Annotated in this window: 19 protein-coding genes; 1 reads left to right on the forward strand and 18 read right to left on the reverse strand. The window is 58.5% G+C overall.

The genetic code is table 11. The features are described from left to right. The 3 genes from ABNT42_RS05920 to ABNT42_RS05930 form a co-directional block, all read right to left on the reverse strand. A partial coding sequence (locus ABNT42_RS05920; protein WP_348695267.1) for a DNA-3-methyladenine glycosylase 2 occupies positions 1–895 on the reverse strand: 895 nt, incomplete at its 3' end. After that, on the reverse strand, positions 892–1,782 hold the full coding sequence (locus ABNT42_RS05925) for a DMT family transporter (protein WP_348695270.1): 891 nt from the start codon (positions 1,780–1,782) through the stop codon (positions 892–894). The genes ABNT42_RS05925 and ABNT42_RS05920, both read right to left, overlap by 4 nt. A gap of 106 nt (positions 1,783–1,888) precedes the next feature. After that, on the reverse strand, positions 1,889–2,911 hold the full coding sequence (locus tag ABNT42_RS05930; RefSeq protein WP_348695273.1) for an XdhC family protein: 1,023 nt from the start codon (positions 2,909–2,911) through the stop codon (positions 1,889–1,891). Positions 2,912–2,954: 43 nt separating this feature from the next. Between ABNT42_RS05930 and ABNT42_RS05935 the strand changes: the two genes are divergently transcribed. Then, on the forward strand, positions 2,955–3,086 hold the full coding sequence (locus ABNT42_RS05935) for a hypothetical protein (RefSeq protein WP_348695276.1): 132 nt from the start codon (positions 2,955–2,957) through the stop codon (positions 3,084–3,086). An 11-nt stretch (positions 3,087–3,097) separates the two neighbouring features. Here the strand turns inward: ABNT42_RS05935 and ABNT42_RS05940 are convergent, their stop codons facing one another. From ABNT42_RS05940 to ABNT42_RS06010, 15 genes are all read right to left on the reverse strand, one after another. Next, entirely contained in the window at positions 3,098–3,493 is a 396-nt protein-coding gene (locus ABNT42_RS05940; RefSeq protein WP_348695279.1) for a surface-adhesin E family protein, read from the reverse strand. A gap of 18 nt (positions 3,494–3,511) precedes the next feature. Continuing rightward, positions 3,512–4,612, reverse strand: coding sequence for a M48 family metallopeptidase (locus ABNT42_RS05945; RefSeq protein ID WP_348695282.1), 1,101 nt, complete (start codon positions 4,610–4,612; stop codon positions 3,512–3,514). Positions 4,613–4,623: 11 nt separating this feature from the next. Then, the gene (gene dut / locus ABNT42_RS05950; protein WP_348695284.1) at positions 4,624–5,073 is read right to left on the reverse strand and encodes a dUTP diphosphatase; all 450 of its coding nucleotides are present in this window, start codon (positions 5,071–5,073) and stop codon (positions 4,624–4,626) included. After that, positions 5,074–6,297 (reverse strand): bifunctional phosphopantothenoylcysteine decarboxylase/phosphopantothenate--cysteine ligase CoaBC, encoded by a 1,224-nt coding sequence (coaBC, locus tag ABNT42_RS05955; RefSeq protein WP_348696100.1) that lies wholly within the window; start codon positions 6,295–6,297, stop codon positions 5,074–5,076. 51 nt (positions 6,298–6,348) lie between these two features. After that, positions 6,349–6,852: a signal peptidase II gene (gene lspA / locus ABNT42_RS05960; protein ID WP_348695287.1), complete on the reverse strand. Its 504-nt coding sequence runs from the start codon at positions 6,850–6,852 to the stop codon at positions 6,349–6,351. Between the two features lie 69 nt (positions 6,853–6,921). Then, the gene (gene ileS / locus ABNT42_RS05965; RefSeq protein WP_348695290.1) at positions 6,922–9,789 is read right to left on the reverse strand and encodes an isoleucine--tRNA ligase; all 2,868 of its coding nucleotides are present in this window, start codon (positions 9,787–9,789) and stop codon (positions 6,922–6,924) included. A gap of 65 nt (positions 9,790–9,854) precedes the next feature. Beyond that, complete coding sequence (locus ABNT42_RS05970) at positions 9,855–10,826, reverse strand: bifunctional riboflavin kinase/FAD synthetase (RefSeq protein WP_348695293.1); 972 nt, start codon at positions 10,824–10,826, stop codon at positions 9,855–9,857. A gap of 168 nt (positions 10,827–10,994) precedes the next feature. After that, entirely contained in the window at positions 10,995–12,215 is a 1,221-nt protein-coding gene (locus ABNT42_RS05975) for a tetratricopeptide repeat protein (RefSeq protein WP_348695296.1), read from the reverse strand. A 67-nt stretch (positions 12,216–12,282) separates the two neighbouring features. Further along, the gene (locus ABNT42_RS05980; RefSeq protein WP_348695298.1) at positions 12,283–12,714 is read right to left on the reverse strand and encodes a biopolymer transporter ExbD; all 432 of its coding nucleotides are present in this window, start codon (positions 12,712–12,714) and stop codon (positions 12,283–12,285) included. 58 nt (positions 12,715–12,772) lie between these two features. Further along, positions 12,773–13,201, reverse strand: a complete 429-nt coding sequence (locus ABNT42_RS05985) for a biopolymer transporter ExbD (protein ID WP_348695301.1) — start codon at positions 13,199–13,201, stop codon at positions 12,773–12,775. 6 nt (positions 13,202–13,207) lie between these two features. Continuing rightward, positions 13,208–14,107 (reverse strand): MotA/TolQ/ExbB proton channel family protein, encoded by a 900-nt coding sequence (locus tag ABNT42_RS05990; RefSeq protein ID WP_348695303.1) that lies wholly within the window; start codon positions 14,105–14,107, stop codon positions 13,208–13,210. Positions 14,108–14,189: 82 nt separating this feature from the next. After that, entirely contained in the window at positions 14,190–14,849 is a 660-nt protein-coding gene (locus tag ABNT42_RS05995) for a TonB family protein (protein ID WP_348695306.1), read from the reverse strand. 514 nt (positions 14,850–15,363) lie between these two features. Beyond that, complete coding sequence (locus ABNT42_RS06000) at positions 15,364–16,902, reverse strand: SpoVR family protein (RefSeq protein WP_348695308.1); 1,539 nt, start codon at positions 16,900–16,902, stop codon at positions 15,364–15,366. Then, positions 16,899–18,170, reverse strand: a complete 1,272-nt coding sequence (locus ABNT42_RS06005) for a YeaH/YhbH family protein (protein WP_348695310.1) — start codon at positions 18,168–18,170, stop codon at positions 16,899–16,901. Before ABNT42_RS06005 ends, ABNT42_RS06000 begins: the two co-directional genes overlap by 4 nt. A 55-nt stretch (positions 18,171–18,225) precedes the next feature. After that, entirely contained in the window at positions 18,226–20,148 is a 1,923-nt protein-coding gene (locus tag ABNT42_RS06010; RefSeq protein WP_348695313.1) for a PrkA family serine protein kinase, read from the reverse strand. Positions 20,149–20,394: the final 246 nt, after the last annotated feature.

Consider the following 20,394-nt stretch of genomic DNA (forward strand, 5'->3'; position numbering starts at 1 on the left):
TGCGCGGATGCAGGCTGGCCCACAGGTGGGCGGCGGCCATCGTGCGGTGCGGGCTGTAGCGCGCCAGTATCTGCTCGGTACGAGCCATGTCCGGCTTGCTGTCTTCGCCCAGCAGATGCTGCAGCGCTGCGCGCACGGCCACATCGCCATGCAGCGAACAGTCGGCATAACCGTAGCCGCGCAGCAGGCCGTAGTTGACGGTCCACGGGCCTATGCCTTTCACCGCCAGCAGCGCGGCCGAGACTTGCTCGATGCTGTTGCTGGCTGAGAGTTCTAGTTGCAGGCTGCCGTCGGCCACAAGGCGCGCCAGCCGCAGCACAGTTTCCGCTTTGGCGCGGGAGAATTTACGGCTGGTCAGGGCTTCCACGTCGAGCGCAGCGACTGCTGTCGCATCGGGATAGCACCACAGGCCGCTGCTGTGCTGGCGTCCCGCCTGCTGGATCAGCGTACGGCGCAGCGCAATGGCAAACGTGAGGTTGATCTGCTGGCCGATGATGGCCCACGTCAGCGCTTCGAACAGCGTGGCCGACTGCACCACGCGCAGGCCGGGCTGGGCGCGGGTGAGCGCGCCGAACAGCGCATCGTCAGCAGCGAAATCGCAGAAGGGCTGGGGATCTAGCCGCAATCCCAGCACGCTCTGTAGCACGCCTTCGAGTTGCGCTTTGGCGGCGCTGCTGGTGGCGCCGTCAACGTCGAGCTGGTAGCGCGCGCTGGTAGGCGCGTGTGCGGCGTCGAAGCTGATGTTGAGTACCGCCGCACTGCCGTCGAGCAGCAGGCCTTTGCGCAGGCTCTGTTCGCCCACCTGCTCGGCTACGCTTTCGCTGTCGCGCCGGTGGAAGGCCAGCACGTCTTGCAGGCGATAGTGGGGTGGCAGAGCCAGCGTACGGGGTTTCATGCGGCCGTGTGTTTTTTCAGGAAGCCCAGATTAGGCCGGAAGCCCGTGACCAGCGCCGTGCCGGTAATCACGATGGCAGCGCCGACAAAGGTGTACCAGCCCACATGTTCGCCGAGGAACAGGATGCCCCACAGGATGCCGAACAGAGGACTGAGGAAGGTGACCGTCAGCGCTGAGGAGGGGCCGATATCCTGTATCAGGCGGAAGTACAGCAGGTAGGCGATGCCGCTGCAGACGATGCCCAGTGCCAGCACGGCGGCCATGATGCCCACCGTCGGTTCACCGGGCATGGGGAAGAAGGGCAGGGCAGGTGCGACCAGCAGCGTGGAAGCCCACATCGAGCCATGTGCATTGGCGAACGGCTCGACCGCCTTGGCCTGTTTGGCGTAGTTGCTGGCGACGCCGTAGCTGAAAGCTGCTACCAGTACAGCGATAATCGCGATGCCGGCACCGGGTTTGCTGCTGACGTGATCAAAGCCCACCAGCAGCGAGACGCCGCAGGCGCCCATCAGCAATCCCAGCATGACTTTGGCGCTGACCATGTGGCGGCTCCAGACGGCGGCGATCAAGGTGCCCCACAAGGGCGTGGTGGCGTTCAGTACCGCCAGCAGCGAGGCGGACAGCGTGCGGGCGGCAAAGCCGAACAGCAGGAAAGGCAGCGCCGAATTAAAGAAGCCCAAGAGCAGATAGTGCTTCCAGTTGTCGCGTAGGTAGAGTGGCTTGCGCAGCAGCAGGGCGATCACGGCAAGGAACAGTGAAGCAAACAGGACGCGATACTCGATCAGCACGGCCGCGCCCAGCACAGGGGCGGCGATGCGCATGAACAGGAAGGAGCCACCCCAGATGGCGGCAAGGAGTATCAGGCGTAGCAAATTGGTGGTGCTCATGCGGTTTCCGTGGTTGATGTGAGTGGCAATTGTCGCGCGGTCGGTGTGCGCGGGCTAGCCGGTTCTTGCTTTTGAATTCGGTGTCGGCGTGATATGGCGTTCTGCTTCACGCTGCGCCCAGTTCGATGGCGCAGGCGTTGCTGCCCGGCGCTGCCGGTGTGGCGGCGTGCGGAACGAGCAGGCTGGCCGGTACGGCGTTCTTGATGGCTGTCATCTCGGCCAGTATCGAGATGGCGATTTCGGCCGGCGTCTTGCTGCCGATGTAGAGGCCGATGGGGCCGTGCAGACGCGCTACCTGTTCGGCGCTCAGATCGAACTGCAGCAGGCGTTCGCGCCGCTTGGCATTGTTCTGGCGCGAGCCGATAGCGCCCACATAGAAGGCATCGGAACGCAGCGCTTCCATCAGGGCCAGATCATCGAGCTTGGGGTCGTGGGTCAGTGCTACGACGGCGCTGCGGTGGTCTAGCTGTAGGCTGATCACCACATCGTCCGGCATTTCGTGCAGCAGCGGCACCTCTGCCAGCGTCCAGCCGGCACGGTATTCCTCGCGTGGGTCGCAGACGATCACATGGTAGTCCATGGCGCTGGCGATCTGGGCGAGGAAGCGTGACAGTTGGCCGGCGCCGATGATGAGCAGGCGCCAGCGCGGGCCGTGTACTGTCACTAGCGCGTGCTCGCTGATCTGTAACTGGGTGCCGGCGGACGCTGGCGACAGTTCGACTGCGCCCGTGCGCAGATCGAGCCGGCGCTGCACTAGCTGGTGCTGTTCCAGTCGCTGCAGCAGTTCGTCAAGGCGGCTCTGCTGCGATAAAGGTTCGATTGCCAGTTCGATGGTGCCGCCACAGGGTAGGCCGAAACGGTGTGCTTCGTCGGCCGTAATGCCGTAGCTGACGATGCGGGGAACGGCTGCTGTAATACCCTCGCGCTGCACACGCGCGATCAGGTCATCCTCGATGCAGCCGCCGGAAACCGAGCCGACCACGGTGCCATCTTCACAGATGGCCAGCGTGGCACCCACGGGGCGGGGGCTGGAGCCCCAGGTTTTGATCACCGTAATGAGCTCGCAACGCTGCCCTGCGGCGATCCAGCCGGCACTGGTTTTCAAAACTTCGAGGTCGATGCTGTCCATGGATGGACTATACTACGGCTCTCTCAAGCTTGCAGGATTAGCCATGACGATGCGTGATGAAAACGACGGAAAGCCGAAATTCGGCCGCTTGCTGCTGGTACTGATCGCCACGGTGGCGTCGCTCGGTGTGCTGACTTGGGTGATGAGCAACTTCTTCCCGAATTTCCCTAACTAGGGAAGCCTGCTTCAGGGTTCGCACACGGCGCCCAGCGCATGATCGAACGGGCTGTCTGGGATGATATCTTCCGCGTCGAACTTCTCGTATTTGTAATTGCCCACGGCTTCCCCCTTGCCCATGGCATCGGGGTAGAACACCTGCACTAGCAGGATGGTGGTGCGCTGTTCGCAGTTATACGTATGCTGGGCTTTGACGGAGCGGTAGCTTTTACCGTCCGGCGTCTGGCGCGCTTTGCTATAGCTGCGCATGGTCCAGACCTTGTGCGACTTGTCGCTCTTGATGATGCTGGCTTTATCCAGATACACCACGGCGCCTTCGCTCGTCCCCAGTTTGCTCCAGTCCGAAGCTTGCGCGCTGGCGCAGAATACACCCGAGAGGAAAATGGCAAGGACGGTAGGCTTCATGGCGGGTAATCCGGCAGACTAGGGAAGCAGGGGCCGGCGGCTAGCCTGCTTGGCTTTGATTTCGGCGATGGTTTTATCGATCACGTTGAGGCGGTAGGCCGTGGACGGATGGTGCGCCGTATAACCATTTAACACCGTAGGCGGATACTGGGTGGCTAGCCGCTGCCAGAAGGCGTGCGCGCGATCGAGGTTGTAGCCGGCACGCGCCACCATGTACAGCGCCAGATAGTCGGCCGCCGCATCGAGTTCCTGCGGCATGGCTTTGACGCCGGCTGTGCCGATCAACTGGCTGGTATCGGGCCGTACGGCCACCAGATTGTCGATGATGCTGCCGACTGTGTAAGCCGAGCGGGTGACGGCCGCATGGCCCAGCACATTGTGAGCGATTTCCGTCGCCAGCACATAGGCGATGGCTTCGTCACTCTGGGCAAAGTTGACCATGCCACGGGTGAGCATCACGCGCTGGTCATCCGAATAGGCGTTGATATTGTCGGCATTGCCGATATCGATGCGGAAGGCGCAGGCGCGCGTCACCGGCACCACCAGATTCTGGTTGCGGCCATCGCGCGCGATGATCAGATTGAGGGACTGGCTGCTACCTACCAGCGGAGCGAGGATGGCAGCCGCCTGGGTTTCTGCATCCTGGCCCGATGGCAGGGTTTTTCCTTCGACAGCCATCAGACGGTCGCCTTTGCGCAGACCGGCGCGGGCAGCGCCACTGCCGGCCAGGACGCTGGCCACTTCCAGCTGGTCGCCGTAACCGAGTGCGCTTTGCGCAGCGTCGACGAATTCACCTGAATAGGAATAGCGGTTCTTGGCCGTGAAGCCCAGCAGATTGCGCGCATGGTTGCGACACAGGTCGGCGTTGTTGATCAGGATGGGCGCAGCGATGCGGTATAACTGCTCCTGCAGGTTGACCATCTGGGTCAGGGCAGTACGGGCTGCGGCGGCACGTGCCGTCAGCGCAGGAGGTTCTTCCTGCATGGACTGGGTGACGGCCGGTTCGGCCGGTTGCGGCGCAGGCCGCGACGGTAGCAGCGAACAGCCGGAAAGCAGGGCAGCGAGCGTTAGCAGCGCGTAGCAACTACGGCTTTGTAACCATGCTGTGTGCTGCCCCATGCGGCTCTCCTTTAGTGTTTGCCGGTACTGCCAAAACCGCCTTCGCCACGTTCGCTGGCGCCGAATTCTTCTACTACTTCAAAACCTACCTGCAGCACCGGCACGATCACCAGTTGCGCCAGCCGTTCCATCGGGTTCAGCGTGAAGGCGTTCTGGCCGCGGTTCCAGGTCGATACCATTAACTGTCCCTGATAGTCGGAATCGATCAAGCCTACCAGATTGCCCAGCACGATGCCGTTCTTGTGGCCCATGCCGCTGCGCGGCAGGATCATGGCGGCATAGCCAGGATCGGCCAGATGGATCGCCAGACCGGTCGGGATCAGCACCGTTTGTCCCGGTTCTATCACCATCGGTGCATCGATGCAGGCGCGCAGATCGAGACCAGCCGAACCCAGAGTTGCGTAGGCCGGCAGGTTGTCTTTCATGCGCGGGTCTATGATTTTAACGGCGATATTTTTCATTTAATGAGCAAACAGTGAATGCTGGGTGATACGTTTGGAAATTTCCGAGATCAGCTGGCGCGCCAGCGTCAGTTTGTCGGCGCGCGGCAGGATGGTGTGGCCGTTCTCGTCGAACAGGATGATGGTGTTATCGTCCTGACCGAAGGTGTGGTGGCCGATATTCCCCACTAGCAGAGGAATGCCTTTTTTCTCGCGCTTGTCGGCGCCGAACTGCACCAGATTCTCCGATTCGGCGGCAAAGCCCACGCAGTAAGGATAGCCGGCCAGCGAGGTACGCGCGGCCACGGTCGCCAGAATGTCGGGATTTTGCTCGAACTTCAGATCTGGCACGGAACCATCCGGATTCTTCTTGAGTTTCTGCTCGCTGGAGTTCGATACGCGCCAGTCAGCCACCGCCGCCACAGCGATGAAGATGTGCTGGTGGTCGACATTGGCCAGCACGGCGTCGTGCATCTGCAGCGCGCTCTGGACGTTGATGCGGGTGACACCGAACGGGGTAGGCAGCGCCGTCGGGCCGGACACCAGCACCACTTCGGCGCCCGCTTCACGCGCCGCGCGTGCCACTGCATAGCCCATTTTTCCGGACGACAGATTGGTAATGCCGCGCACTGGGTCGATAGGCTCGAAAGTGGGGCCGGCCGTAATCAGGATGCGCTTACCGGCCAGTACTTTCGGCTGGAACGATGCAATCAGTTCTTCCAGCAGATGATCCGGTTCCAGCATGCGGCCCATGCCCACTTCGCCGCAGGCCTGTGCGCCAGAATCGGGGCCGAAGAAGACGATGCCGTCTTCGCGCAGTTGCGCCACATTGCGCTGGGTGGCCGGATTGCTCCACATTTCCACGTTCATGGCCGGTGCCACCAGCAGCGGCACGTGCTGCGGCCGCGCCAGACACATGGTGGACAGCAGATCGTCGCACACGCCATGCGCCAGCTTGACGATGAAGTCAGCCGAGCAGGGCGCGATCAGAATCGCGTCGGCATTGCGCGTCACATCGATGTGCGCCATGTTGTTGTTGACGCGCGGGTCCCACTGGCTGCTGTACACGGGCTGGCCGGACAGGGCCTGCATGGTGACGGCCGTGATGAAGTGGGTGGCCGCGTCGGTCATCACCACTTGTACCGAGGCGCCTGCTTTGGTCAGGGCGCGGCACAGTTCAGCCGCCTTGTAGCAGGCCACACCGCCGGTCAGACCGAGGACGATTTTCTTGCCAGTCAAATCCATCATGATGCTGGTTCCTGATTGGTAGGTTTAGAGCGCAGCCGACGATGCGGCCTAGCGCTGCACGCGGCGCAGTTCGTCGAGGATGAACAGGCCTGCGCCGATGCAGATCGCCGTATCGGCGATGTTAAAAGCAGGGAAGTGGCCCACGGCGCTGTGATGGAAGTCGAGGAAGTCCACCACGTGGCCGTACAGCAGGCGGTCGATCACATTGCCGATGGCGCCGCCGAGGATCAGCGACATGGCCCAGGCAAACATGCGCTGGCCGCCATGGTTTTTCAGCAGCAGCACGATGTAGCCGGCGGCACCGATGCCGATGGCCGTGAACAGATAACGCTGCCAGCCGCCGCTATCGTGCAGGAAGCTGAAGGCGGCGCCCTTGTTATATGCGAGCACCAGATTGAAGAAGCTGGTGATGATTTTTTCTTCGCCCAGCTGGAAGGTGCGGGTGATGGTGATTTTGCTGATCTGGTCGAGCAGGATCACGATGGCGGCAATGCCCAGCCATGGGGTCAGGCTGCCGGAAGATTTGCTAGGGAAGATTTTTTTGGTGGCCATAGATACTCAGTTTAGTTCGTCACGACGGTAACGCCCATCCCGCTTGCTACGGGACGGGCGAAGCACATATTAAGCGAACTTGCGCTGTTCGCCCGCACCGAACAGATTGCTATGGCAGCGGCCGCACAGGGTAGGGTGGTCGGCGTGGCTGCCCACGTCGGCGCGGTAGTGCCAGCAGCGCTCGCATTTCTCGGCGCTGGAAGCGGCCACTTCGACGGCTTCTTCTGCTTCCGTACCCACTTGCAGTACTTTGGCGGCGGAAGTGATGAAGACGAACTTCAGGTCGTCATCGAGGCTGGCCAGCAGCGCGTACTTGTCGCCAGCCGCCTTGATGGTCAGTTCGGCCTGCAGCGAGGAACCGATGGCGCCCGAGGCACGCAGGTCTTCCAGCTGCTTGGTCACGTCGGTACGTACGGTACGCAGGGCGGTGTACTTGGCCAGCAGGGCTTCGGCCTGCGGATCGGCCGGCAGCTGCCACCAGGTCTGGGTGAAGATGGTTTCGTCGCTGGCTTTGAAAGCGTCGGCGCTGGCGAAGATGGCCCAGGCTTCTTCCGCCGTGAACGACAGGGCCGGTGCCATGATGCGCAGTAGGCTCTGGGTGATGTGCCACAGCGCGGTCTGGGCGGAGCGGCGTGCCTTGGAAGTTACGGCGCTGGTGTACAGACGGTCTTTCAGCAGGTCCAGATAGAAACCGCCCAGATCTTCCGAGCAGAAGTTCTGCAGCTTGGAGTAGACCGGCTGGAATTCGTACTGCATGTAGTGCTGGCCCACTTCGGCCTGCAGCGCTGCCATGTTGGCGATGGCGTAGCGGTCTACTTCCAGCATGTCTTCCAGTGCCACGCTGTCTTTGCTCGCATCGAAGTCGGACAGGTTGGCCAGCAGGAAGCGCAAGGTGTTACGGATACGGCGATACGATTCCGTCACGCGCTTGAGGATCTCGTCCGAGATCGACAGCTCGCCCGTGTAGTCGGTGCTGGCTACCCACAGACGCAGCATGTCGGCGCCCAGCTTGTTCCACACGTCCTGCGGTGCGATGGTGTTACCGATCGACTTGGACATTTTCTTGCCTTCGCCATCGACCACGAAGCCGTGCGTCAGCAGCGCCTTGTAAGGTGGGGTGCCGTTCAGCATGGAGGAAGTCAGCAGCGAGGAGTGGAACCAGCCGCGGTGCTGGTCCGAACCTTCCAGATACAGGTCGGCCGGGAAGGCCGACTGCTCTTTGTGCGAACCGCGCAGCACGGTCTGGTGGGTCGAACCGGAGTCGAACCACACATCCAGCGTGTCCTTGTTCTTTTCGTACTGGGCCGCTTCGTCACCGATCAGGTCTTTCAGATCCAGTGCCTGCCATGCCGCGATGCCGCCCTGTTCGATCAGCTTGGCCACCTGTTCCAGCAGCTCCGGCGTACGCGGATGCAGCTCACCGGTTTCCTTGTGTACTACGAAGGCCATCGGCACACCCCACTGGCGCTGACGCGACAGGGTCCAGTCGGGACGGTTGGCGATCATGCCGTGCAGGCGCGCCTTGCCCCAGTCAGGGAAGAATTCGGTCTGGTCGATGCCGGCCAGCGCGGTCTGGCGCAGCGACGGGCCGCCATCTTTCGGCTGGGTGTCCATGCCGGCGAACCACTGCGAAGTGGCGCGGTAGATGATCGGGGTCTTATGGCGCCAGCAGTGCATATAGCTGTGGTCGAACATCTTCACTTCGAACAGTGCACCCGCTTCGCGCAGCGCGTTGCAGATCGGTTTCGAAGCTTCCCAGATGGTCATGCCGCCGAACAGGGGCAGGCTGGCGGCGAATTTACCGTCGCCCAGCACTGGCGTGAGGATGTCGGCATCTTTCATGCCGTGTGCGCGGCAGGAGATAAAGTCGTCCAGACCGTAGGCCGGTGCCGAGTGCACCACACCGGTACCGCTTTCGGTGGTCACATATTCGGCCAGATACATCGGCGACAGACGGTCGAAGAAGGCGTCCGAAGCGTGCAGCGGGTGGCGGAAGCTGATGCCGCCCAGTGCTGCGCCGTGGCAGGTGGCGATGGTAGTGCCTTCCAGCTTGTAGCGGGCCAGGCAGCTTTCCACCAGATCCTGCGCCAGAATCAAGAGCAGCGGCTGGCCGTCACGCTCGGTCTGCACCAGCGAGTAGATTACTTCGGCGTTGACATTCAGTGCCTGATTCGACGGGATGGTCCACGGGGTGGTGGTCCAGATCACGATGAAGCCGTTTTCGGTCGGCAGCTTAGGCAGATTGAAGGCTGCAGCCAGCTTGTCGAATTCGGTGAACTTGAAGCCCACGTCGATGGCCGGATCGCGTTTTTCCTGATATTCCACTTCCGCTTCGGCCAGTGCCGAGCCGCAGTCGAAGCACCAGTTGACGGGCTTCAGGCCACGGTAGACATAGCCTTTTTCCAGCAACTTGCCCAGCGCGCGCAGCTCGTCCGCTTCGTTCGAGTAGTTCATGGTCAGGTAAGGGTTGTCCCACTCACCGAGCACGCCCAGACGGATGAAGTCCTTGCGCTGGCGCTCGACCTGTTCCTTGGCGTAGGCGCGGGCTTTTTCCAGCACTTCGCCGGTCGGCAGGTTTTTGCCGAACTGTTTTTCGATCTGGATTTCGATCGGCATGCCGTGGCAATCCCAGCCCGGTACATACGGAGCGTCGTAGCCGGCGAAGCTGCGCGCCTTGACCACCATATCCTTCAGGATCTTGTTGACGGCGTGGCCGATGTGGATGTCGCCGTTGGCGTACGGTGGGCCATCGTGCAGGATGAATTTAGGACGGCCGGCGGCAGCTTTGCGTACGCGCTCGTAGATTTTCTTTTCTTGCCACTGCTGTACCCAGCCCGGTTCGCGCTTGGCCATATCGCCGCGCATAGGGAAGGGGGTTTCGGTCATATTGACCGGGTATTTGCTTTCAGGTTTTTTGGCAGATTTGTTGTCGGACATGGTGATCTATTCAGTAATTTAATTCGGATGTTCTAGTTAGCCGGCGCGCGTAGCTGATCGCGCGCTCAAATTCGGTCAGTAGCAGTTACGGCGCCATCGCGCGCGGCAAAGTAGCGCCGCGCAATCGCTGCATCGTTGTTGATGGCCGCCGTCAGAGTGGGCAGATCGGTGTATTTTTCTTCGTCGCGTATCTTGTGCAGGAATTCCACCCGCACCTGTTTGCCATAGCAGTTGGCGGCAAAGTCGAATACATGCACTTCCAGCAGTACGCGGCCGCTATCGTCCACCGTGGGGCGCACACCTAGGCTGGCCACGGCTGCCAGCGGCTGCTCGGCCAGACCATGTACCTGTACGATGAAGATGCCGCTCAGGGCCGGGCGGTGCGAGACGCGCAGATTCAGCGTAGGGAAACCCAGCGTGCGGCCCAGTTTCTGGCCGTGGATCACGTGGCCGGAAATGGCGTAGGGATGGCCCAGCAAAGCTTCGGCCTGGGCAAAGTCGCCTGCTGCCAGCGCCACCCGTACGGCGGAGGAAGATACCCGCAGGTCGCCCTGCATCACGGTTGGCAGGGTATGTACTTCAAAGCCGTAGCGCTGACCGGCCTCCATCAGCATGGCGACATTGCCGGCCCGTTTGGCGCCATAGCAGAAGTCGTCGCCCACCATCAGCCATTTCACGTGCAAGCCTTCCACCAGTACCTGTTCGGTGAACTGCTGGGGCGTGAGCGCCGCAAACGCGGTGGAAAAATGTTCGACGATGACGCGGTCTATGCCGTTATCGGACAGCGATTGCAGCTTGTCGCGCAGATTGGCAATGCGCGCCGGTGCCTTGCTGGGGTCGCCCATTTTGCGGGCAAAGAACTCGCGCGGATGGGGTTCGAAGGTCATGACGGCCGCTTCCAGCTCCAGTTCGCTGGCTGCTGCGCGCACGCGGCCCAGCAATGCCTGATGGCCCAGATGGACACCATCGAAATTGCCGATCGTCAGGGCGCAGGGCGCACGCGCCGCCGCATTGGGGAGACCTCGAAATACCTTCATGGGTTTGGGTGGAACTGTCGCTAAAGGGGAGATTATACGGTCTGTTGGCCGTGGCTGACAGTTAACCGCACTCGGGCGGGCAAAAAGCAAGGGTAGGAAGGCAAAACAGGCAAAAAAAACGCCGCCGGCATGGAGCCGGCGGCGCTGGGAACGCTCAACCGTGTCGAATTACGAACGGTTCAGGTTCAGGGTCCAGTAACGGGCCAGATCGGCGCTGCCGTCTTTGCCTTTGACCGATTTCAGGGTGCTCAGTGCAGCGGCTTTCTTGCCGGCGATCGACTGGGCGATACCCAGGTGCAGCTTGGCAGCTTCCGGATTGCGGGCGCTATCGAGTTTCACAGCCTGTTCCATCAGTGCCAGACCTTTGTCGGCCTTGCCAGCGGTAACCAGTGCGAAGCCCATGTTGGACAGAGCATCAGCATCTTTGGCTTTGACAGCTTCCGCTTCGGCAGCAGGCTGCTTGGCGTCGAACTCGGTCTGGGTCTTGGCAGCCAGATCTTTCAGGCGCTGGTGACGGGCAGCGTCGGAACCGGTGCCCAGTGCGCCTTTTTTGTAGCCCTGATCGATGATCTTGATGGCTTCGGCAGCGTTGCCAGCTTGCAGTGCCAGCTGCGACATTTCCATGAATTCGCTAGGCTTGGTCAGCAGACCGTTAGCCAGACGCAGACGCAGCACGTCCAGCGACAGCGAGGAAGCGAAACCAGGCTTGCCGGAAACGCGGTTCAGCAGGTCGGCCCAGTAGCTCGATTTAGGATAGGCGCCAGCCAGCTTTTCCAGCGTCTGCACATAACCTTCTTTATCGTTCTGTTTCAGCTGGATGTTGGCCAGCATTTGCAGCGAAGCTTCCGAAGCGCCTTTGGTGCCTTGCAGTTCTTTGGCCGCTTCCGCGTATTTGCCGCTGATGTAGTAGGTCTGGATCAGCAGTTCGTGCATCTGGGCGTCGCCCGGATTGTCTTTCAGTGCACGCTGGATCCAGGTAATGGCTTTAGGGTAGTCCTTGGCGCGGTAGTAGATACCAGCCAGAGCCTGGGTGAATTTTGGTGCTTCGGCAGGCGACAGCTTGCCGGAGTTTATGACCGTTTCGAAGGCCTTGGCGGCGGCGTCGTTATCGCCAGCGGCAGCTGCGGCCGAAGCGCGGGTGCGCTCGATCATGTAGATTTCATTCGGGGTCTTGCCACCGACAGCGTCGGTTTCTTTCAGTTTAGCCAGCGCTTCCTTGTTCTTGCCGGCTGCGGCCAGTTTCTGTGCTTCTTGCAGTGGTTTGCCGATTTCAGCGCGCACTGCTTCGGCAGCGTAGGCAACCGAGGAAATACCGGCCAGAGGAGCGGCTGCAGTGAAGCCAATAGCGGCCATTACCAGGCCGAGATGAGCGAGACGAAACTTGGTCATGGATTTTCTTTCATCAAAATGCGAAATAGGCAGGAATGGTCCTGCCTATTGTTGAACATATAACTGTTTATTGGAACTGTTCGTTACCGACCAGACCAATTTTGGTCACGCCCAGACGTTGAGCCGAAGCCATCACGCCTGCCACGACTTTATACGATACCAGCTTGTTCGGACGCAGATGCACTTCCGGCTGATCAGCTTGCGCTGCGACATCGGTCAGTTTCGCTTCCAGCGAGCCGCGGTCAGGAACGACAGCGTTATCCCACAGAATCGTACCGTCGAAGTCGACGTCAATCGTGATGACCACAGGTTCTTTCACTGGCGGTGGCGGGGTGCCGACCGGCATGTTCAAGTTGACCGAGTGGTTGGCTTTAGGAATCGTAATGATCATCATGATAATCAGCACCAGCATCACGTCGATGAGGGGCGTCATATTCATTTCCATCATTGGTTCCGGATCCGCGCCTGCGCTGGCGGGGGAGCCGACATTCATACTCATGGTGTTTCCTTTTTAGAAGGGCAGACCGGCGGACCGGTCTGCGATGCACTTTGAGGGATTAACCCTTATCAGGCGGTTCGGTGATGAAACCGACCTTCTGAATACCAGCGCGCTGGGTAGTGTAAATAACCTTGCCGATTGCTTCGTAGCGAGTTTCCTGGTCGCCACGTACATGTACTTCCGGCTGAGGCAACTTAACTGCTTCCACCTTCAGAAGGTCGAACAGCTCATTCGCGTCGCGCATTTTCTTCTGATTCCAGTAGATGTCGCCATCCTTGCTTACAACGATGTTGACATCTTCCGGCTTGGTCTGAATAACCTGGTTGGTTTCTTCTGGCAGCTGGATCTTAATCAGCTTCAGAACAACCGGGCTCGTGATCAGGAAGATAATCAGCAGAACCAACATGATGTCCACGAGGGGCGTCGTGTTGATTTCTGACATGACTTGATCTTCGTCTCCGCTCTCGGAGCCTACGGACATCGACATGATTAATTATCCAATCTTTTTAGCGCCAGCAGCACGGCCAGCTTCGCTGGTGGACATTGCGCCCGAGATCAGTACGGAGTGTACGTCAGCCGAGAACGAACGCACGTCTTCCATTGCAGCTTTGTTACGACGTACCAGCCAGTTGTAGCCCAGAACGGCAGGAACTGCAACGAACAGACCGAAAGCGGTCATGATCAGTGCTTCACCCACAGGACCTGCAACTTTGTCGATCGATGCGTTACCCGACATGCCGATAGCGATCAGTGCATTGTAAATACCCCAAACGGTACCGAACAGACCGATGAACGGTGCGGTCGAACCAACGGTTGCCAGGAACGACAGGCCGTCTTGCAGACGCGATTGAACTTTGTCAACAGCGCGCTGGATGGACATGGTTACCCAGGTCGACAGGTCGATTTGTTCCAGCAGGGCGCCGTCGTGGTGAGCGGTAGCTTTGGTGCCGGTTTCAGCGATGAAGCGGAATGGCGAGCCTTCGGTCAGAGTGGTCGAACCAGCAGCGATCGAGGAAGCTTTCCAGAACTTAGCCGAAGTTTCTTTCGACTGTTTGAAGATCTTCATCTGGTCGATCAGTTTGGTGATGATGATGTACCACGAACCCATCGACATCAGCGACAGGATGATCAGGGTGCCACGCGATACGAAACCAGCTTCCCACACAGCTGCGAAGCCGTAAGGATTGTCCACTTCTTCATGAGTGCCGCCTTTAGCAGCTGGTGCTTCTGCTGCTGGAGCAGCTGCCGCATCCGCTGGAGCGGCTGCTGGTGCCGAAGCGGCCGCAGCAGGCGCATCTTCAGCGAAAGCTGGTGCGCTTACCAGGGCGGTGGCTGCGGTCACGGAAAACAGCACTGCGGCCAGTACAGCGGACAAACGGGTATTCTTAAACATGCTTCCTCCAAATTGATAATAATAAGATCGCTGAACTATTTGACAACGAAATCACAAATGAGACTAAGACTGCAGTCTCGGTTTAATCCAGCGACCAGACGTATTGCACTGGTTGCCACTGCTGTTCAGGCTTGCCATCAACCGTGGCTGGCTTGAATCGGCATTTACCCAAGGCGTTTTGTGCTGCCTTGTCCAAGTCGCGGAAGCCGGAAGACTTCGTGACTTTGGATTCCATCACCGAGCCGTCTACCCCGATCAGGAAAGAAACGGTGGTAACACCGGTTTCCTCATTACGCAGCGAGCTCTTCGGATATTCAGGCTTGGCGCAGGTGCTCATGTCAGCGACTGCTGGCGTGCGCACCGATTTTGCCGGACCAGGAGGCGCTGCCGGTGGTGCCGGAGGCGCTTTCTGGAGTTCAGTCGTCGCAGGCTTGACGTTAGTCGCATTGCTAATAACGCTTTGGGCCGGTGGCGGCTGCTGCACATTCACCTCAACTGGCGGGATGAAAGGCGGTGGTGGTGCTTTCATCTCTGGCGGAGGTGGTGGCGGTGGGAGTTCCTTTGGTGGAGGAGGTTTCACCTCCTCAATGATCTTGGTCTCCACTGGTGCGATCATTTTGCTTACCAGACGTTTGCCCAAGCCAGTCACGATGCCGTAAGCGACCAGGACGTGCAACAAAACGACAATGGTAATGCCCGTAAAGTTCTTCCCGGTGCTTTTCTCGTTGTGCGTGAAATTCATGCCTGCTTTCTCCAATACCAACTCTTTTTGTTGCTACTTAAACCCCAAAATGGCGACACAAAACAACAGCCGCATCCGGGACGTCGGCGAATTATACATACGAATTCTTGATTTTACATAGAATTTTCATCCCTTAAATCGCTTTAATTTCATAGGGTTTTCCTAGGTGTTAGCGCTCTCATCGCACCACTCTGATACAAAATGCAAGTCACCCCGGTGCATTTTGTCGGCGCGATGCACCACGACATTACTTAGTTTTCCCTTAAGGCGAAAAACGGAATTTTATGTGCGTAAAATTACTACGTCCAATCGATAATTCGGTTGTAAATCTTTCTTTCCTGAAATACTTGCGTCCGCCCTGCATTAAACTCCCGCAAAAAAATATTGACTTTTGCAGTGCAACATGCATTGACGGGTGTGGCGACTAATTCGTCCACTTTTTGTTATGCAAGACTTGTGCCTGATTGCGATTGCTGGTCACGAAGGCTGCTTAACTGCCGGGCTAACTGCCGCGCTAACTGCCGCGCGCGCGTTTTTCCCGCTTCACTTCCAGCGTGTTCACCACCTCACCCTGCGCGTTGATAGTCTCCAGATGGACGTCGAAGCCCCATAAGCGTGCCACATGCTTGAGCACTTCGCCCGCCTGCTGGTTGAGGGGGCGGCGCTGGAACTGGGTATGGCGTAACGTGAGGGCGCGGTCATCGCGGGTATTGACCGACCACACCTGTATATTAGGCTCGCGGTTGCCCAGATTGTATTGCTCGGCCAGCTGCTGGCGTACATAGCGGTAGCCCGATTCATCGTGGATAGCCGAGATTGCCAGTTTTTCGTTCTGGTCGTCGTCCAGTACGGCGAAGAAATGGAATTCGCGGATCAGCCGGGGCGAAAGATACTGGGCGATAAAGCTTTCGTCTTTAAAATTGCGCATGGCGAAGTCCAGCGTCTTGCGCCAGTCGCTGCCCGCAATATCGGGGAACCAGGCCTTATCTTCCTCTGTGGGCGCTTCGCAGATGCGACGGATATCGCTCATCATGGCAAAACCCAGCGCATACGGATTGATGCCACTATAGTAGGGGCTGCTGACGGGCGGCTGGTACACCACATTGGTATGGCTTTTCAGGAACTCCATCATAAACCCGTCGCCTACCACGCCCTCATCGTACAACTGGTTCAATATCGTGTAGTGCCAGAAGGTGGCCCAGCCCTCATTCATCACCTGGGTCTGGCGCTGGGGATAGAAGTATTGCGAGATTTTGCGCACGATACGCACCATTTCGCGCTGCCAGGGTTCCAATAATGGTGCATATTTCTCGATAAAGTAGAGCAGGTTCTCTTCCGGCTCGGGCGGGAAGCGCACGGCTTCCTTGCTGACTTCCTCTTCCTCGCGGCGCGGTACGGTGCGCCACAGTTCGTTCACCTGCGACTGTATATAGGCTTCGCGTTCTTTCTGGCGCGCTCTTTCCTGCGCCAGCGACAGGCGGGCAGGGCGCTTGTAGCGGTCTACCCCATAGTTCTGGATGGCATGGCAGGAATCCAGTAGCAGTTCCACCGCATCGATGCCATGGCGCTGTTCGCACTCGGCAATATAGTTCTTGGCGAACACCATATAGTCGACGATGGCTTCCGCATCGGTCCACGTGCGGAACAAATAGTTGCCTTTGAAGAAGGAATTATGGCCATAGGCCGCATGGGCGATCACCAGCGCCTGCATGGTCAGGCTGTTTTCCTCCATTAAATAGGCGATGCAGGGGTTGGAGTTGATGACGATTTCGTAGGCCAGTCCCATCTGACCCCGCTTATAGCTCTTTTCTGTGGCCAGAAAATGTTTGCCGAACGACCAGTGGTTATAAGAGACGGGCATGCCGACCGAGGTGTAGGCATCCATCATCTGTTCGGCTGTGATGATTTCCAGCTGGTTGGGATAGGTATCCAGCCCGAAACCGGCGGCGACACGGCGGATTTCTTCATGGGCCTGCTCGATCAGCTCGAAGGTCCATTCGGACTGGTCGGGCAGGGCGTTGGGATGACGGCGTGGCGTGGGCGTGGCGTTCATGATTTCGGCTGCTTCTTGAACAGTTCGCGGAACACCGGATAGATGTCGGCCGGCGTGACGATTTTCTGCATGGCGAAATGGGCGTGATGGTCAGGCACCTGGGCATATTGCTCCCACAGGTTCTGCGGCGGCCCATCGGTAATTTCCACGTAGGTGTAATACTGCACTTTGGGCATGATGGTGTTGACCAGCAACTGGCGGCACAGGATGGAATCGTTATCCCAGTTGTCGCCATCGGACGCCTGCGCCACGTAGCTGTTCCATGCACCGCCGCCGTAACGTTCGTCGATGATCTGGTTGAGCAGGTTGAGTGCCGACGATACCACCGTGCCGCCCGATTCGCGCGAATGGAAGAATTCGTTCTCGTCCACTTCCGCTGCCGCCGTGTGGTGGCGGATGAAGACTACGTCGATCTTGTCATAGACCCGCTTGAGGAATAGATACAGCAGAATGAAGAAGCGCTTGGCCGTATCCTTGCGCGTTTCATCCATCGAGCCGGAAACGTCCATGATGCAGAACATCACGGCTTGCGTCATCGGCTTGGGCACTTTGATGCGGTTGCTGTAGCGCAGGTCGAAAGGATCGATGAAGGGAATCGCGATCAGGCGCGTATGCAGGTGGTGGATCAGCTTCTTCAGTTCCAGCACGCGGGGAGCCTCGGCGCTGGCGCCATCCTGCAGCAATTCCAGCAATTCCGCCTCGGCCTGCTGCAACTGCTTGCGCGCATGGCCGCCGACAGCGATGCGCCGGCCCAGCGCGCCGCGTAGCGACCGCAGTACGTGGATGTTTGACGGCGTACCGGACATGTTGTAGCCGGCGCGCTGGTTCTTGAACTCGGTACTGCTGCTCAGCTGGGTTTTCACCATGTGCGGCAGTTCCAGATCTTCGAAGAAGTAGTTCATGAACTCTTCGCGCGATAGCTCGAAGATGAAGTCGTCTTCGGAAGTCTGGTCGCTATTGCCGGCCTTGCCCCGTCCCGCGCCGCCACCCCCACGGGGCCGGTTGATCAGATCGCCTTTCTGGTATTCCTCGTTGCCGGGATTGACGGTTTCCCACACGCCGCCGTGAGCGTGGCCAAACGAAGGCTCGCCCACATCCTTGACGGGGATGGAGACTTTTTCGCCGTTTTCCACGTCCGTGATGGAGCGCCCCTTGATGGCGCGCCCCACCGCGTCCTTGATCTGGGCCTTGTAGCGCCGCAGGAAGCGCTCGCGATTGACCGCAGATTTGTTCTTGCCCTGCAAACGCCGGTCGATGAGGTAAGTCAAATGACCTCCCGTTGCTCGTTACTAGGCTGCCCTTGCAGCGGCATGCGCCGCTACTTTAGGACGACTTGCGTACCCGCAGATACCATTCGCACAGCAGTCTGACCTGTTTGGCCGTATAGCCCTTTTCCACCATGCGGGCAACGAAGTCCGCATGCTTGTTGGCATCTTCGGCACTGGCTTTGGCATTGAAGGAAATCACCGGCAGCAGTTCTTCCGTGTTCGAGAACATCTTCTTCTCGATCACGCTGCGGAATTTCTCGTAGCTGGTCCAGGCCGGATTTTTGCCGCCATTATTCGCCCGTGCCCGCAAACCGAAGTTGACGATCTCGTTGCGGAAATCCTTGGGGTTGGAAATGCCGGCCGGTTTCTCGATCTTTTCCAGCTCGTTGTTGAGCGATTCGCGGTCGAAGCTTTCGCCCGTGTCGGGATCGCGGTATTCCTGATCCTGTATCCAGAAGTCGGCAAAGGTCACGTAACGGTCGAAGATATTCTGGCCGTATTCGGAATAGCTTTCCAGATAGGCGGTCTGGATTTCCTTGCCGATGAATTCGACGTAGCGCTGCGCCAGATGCTCTTTAATATACGAGAAATAGCGCTGCTCCGTTTCAGGCGGGAACTGTTCGCGTTCCACCTGCTGCTCCAGCACATACAGCAGGTGGACCGGATTGGCCGCCACTTCTGTATTATCGAAGTTGAAGACTTTAGACAGGATTTTGAAGGCGAAGCGGGTAGATAGCCCGCTCATGCCTTCGTCCACGCCGGCATAGTCTACGTATTCGTGCATGGACTTGGCTTTCGGGTCCGTGTCCTTGAGGTTTTCGCCATCGTAGACAAGCATTTTGCTGAAGATGCTGGAGTTTTCCGGATCTTTCAGACGTGACAGAATGGCGAACTGGGCCATCATTTTCAGCGTGCCCGGTGCGCACGGTGCCTGTGCCAGCGAGGAGTGGGCAATCAGCTTGTCGTAGATCTTGATCTCGTCCGTTACGCGCAGGCAGTAAGGCACTTTGACGATGTAGATACGGTCGAGGAAAGCTTCGTTGTTGCGGTTGTTCTTGAAGGTTTTCCATTCCGACTCGTTGGAGTGGGCCAGTATGATGCCTTCGAACGGAATTGCGCCAAAGCCTTCCGTGCCTTTGTAATTGCCTTCCTGCGTGGCCGTCAGCAGCGGGTGCAGCACCTTGATGGGCGCCTTGAACATTTCGACGAATTCCATCAGCCCCTGATTGGCCAGACACAGGCCGCCCGAATAGCTGTAGGCATCGGGATCATCCTGCGAATAGTCTTCCAGCTTGCGGATATCCACCTTGCCCACCAGCGAGGAAATATCCTGATTGTTTTCATCGCCCGGTTCGGTCTTGGAAATGGCCACCTGCTTGAGTACGGAAGGGTAGCGCTTTACCACGCGGAACTGGTTGATATCGCCATTGAACTCATGCAGACGCTTGACGGCCCACGGGCTGGGGATATTGCGCAGATAACGCCGCGGAATGCCGTAATCTTCTTCGAGGATGGTGCCATCTTCCTCTTCGTTGAACAGGCCCAGCGGCGATTCGTTGACGGGTGAGCCTTTCAGGCAGTAGAACGGCACATGTTCCATCAGCGATTTGAGTTTTTCCGCGATGGAGGATTTGCCGCCACCGACCGGCCCTAATAGATACAGGATCTGCTTGCGCTCTTCCAGCCCCTGTGCGGCATGGCGGAAGTAGGATACCACCTGTTCTATCACTTCTTCCGTGCCATAGAACTCGCGGAAAGCCGGATAGATCTTGATGACCTTGTTGGCAAAGATGCGCGACAGGCGCGTATCGTTGCGCGTGTCCACCAGCGTGGGCTCGCCGATGGCGGCCAGCATGCGCTCCGGTGCGCTCGCATAAGTGAGTTTGTCTTTTTTGCAGAGTTCGAGATATTCCTTCATGGACATCTCTTCTTCTCGGGTGCGTTCGTAGCGTGCGGCGTAGTTGTCAAAAATGGTCATTTGTATGTCCTTTTTTAATGTGAACCTACTGGTCGCGTGAACCCGCTATGGATGGCTGGTTCTGAACGATGACTAAACTTCTGATCTTGTTATTCTTCTGACCCGCTTCTTGATTGGCTACGGATTGCCCGTAACACTGAGCTGGCTTTATGGCCGGACGGCTTATGTGTAGTGTGAAATGCTTCTTACGTTTGTGAAATTGATTATTGCGCTATTGGATACGGAAGTCAAAATAATTGTCGTGCT

The organism is Duganella fentianensis, from assembly GCF_964031615.1.
Classification (GTDB): Bacteria; Pseudomonadota; Gammaproteobacteria; order Burkholderiales; family Burkholderiaceae_D; genus Rugamonas; species Rugamonas fentianensis_A.

Excerpts from the sequence above, each read along its gene's own strand:
- ABNT42_RS05925 (WP_348695270.1), bottom strand. The coding sequence starts at position 1,782 with ATGAGCACCACCAATTTGCTACGCCTGATACTCCTTGCCGCCATCTGG.
- ABNT42_RS05930 (WP_348695273.1), bottom strand. The coding sequence starts at position 2,911 with ATGGACAGCATCGACCTCGAAGTTTTGAAAACCAGTGCCGGCTGGATC.
- ABNT42_RS05935 (WP_348695276.1), top strand. The coding sequence starts at position 2,955 with ATGACGATGCGTGATGAAAACGACGGAAAGCCGAAATTCGGCCGCTTG.
- ABNT42_RS05940 (WP_348695279.1), bottom strand. The coding sequence starts at position 3,493 with ATGAAGCCTACCGTCCTTGCCATTTTCCTCTCGGGTGTATTCTGCGCC.
- ABNT42_RS05945 (WP_348695282.1), bottom strand. The coding sequence starts at position 4,612 with ATGGGGCAGCACACAGCATGGTTACAAAGCCGTAGTTGCTACGCGCTG.
- dut (WP_348695284.1), bottom strand. The coding sequence starts at position 5,073 with ATGAAAAATATCGCCGTTAAAATCATAGACCCGCGCATGAAAGACAAC.
- coaBC (WP_348696100.1), bottom strand. The coding sequence starts at position 6,297 with ATGGATTTGACTGGCAAGAAAATCGTCCTCGGTCTGACCGGCGGTGTG.
- lspA (WP_348695287.1), bottom strand. The coding sequence starts at position 6,852 with ATGGCCACCAAAAAAATCTTCCCTAGCAAATCTTCCGGCAGCCTGACC.
- ileS (WP_348695290.1), bottom strand. The coding sequence starts at position 9,789 with ATGTCCGACAACAAATCTGCCAAAAAACCTGAAAGCAAATACCCGGTC.
- ABNT42_RS05970 (WP_348695293.1), bottom strand. The coding sequence starts at position 10,826 with ATGAAGGTATTTCGAGGTCTCCCCAATGCGGCGGCGCGTGCGCCCTGC.
- ABNT42_RS05975 (WP_348695296.1), bottom strand. The coding sequence starts at position 12,215 with ATGACCAAGTTTCGTCTCGCTCATCTCGGCCTGGTAATGGCCGCTATT.
- ABNT42_RS05980 (WP_348695298.1), bottom strand. The coding sequence starts at position 12,714 with ATGAGTATGAATGTCGGCTCCCCCGCCAGCGCAGGCGCGGATCCGGAA.
- ABNT42_RS05985 (WP_348695301.1), bottom strand. The coding sequence starts at position 13,201 with ATGTCGATGTCCGTAGGCTCCGAGAGCGGAGACGAAGATCAAGTCATG.
- ABNT42_RS05990 (WP_348695303.1), bottom strand. The coding sequence starts at position 14,107 with ATGTTTAAGAATACCCGTTTGTCCGCTGTACTGGCCGCAGTGCTGTTT.
- ABNT42_RS05995 (WP_348695306.1), bottom strand. The coding sequence starts at position 14,849 with ATGAATTTCACGCACAACGAGAAAAGCACCGGGAAGAACTTTACGGGC.
- ABNT42_RS06000 (WP_348695308.1), bottom strand. The coding sequence starts at position 16,902 with ATGAACGCCACGCCCACGCCACGCCGTCATCCCAACGCCCTGCCCGAC.
- ABNT42_RS06010 (WP_348695313.1), bottom strand. The coding sequence starts at position 20,148 with ATGACCATTTTTGACAACTACGCCGCACGCTACGAACGCACCCGAGAA.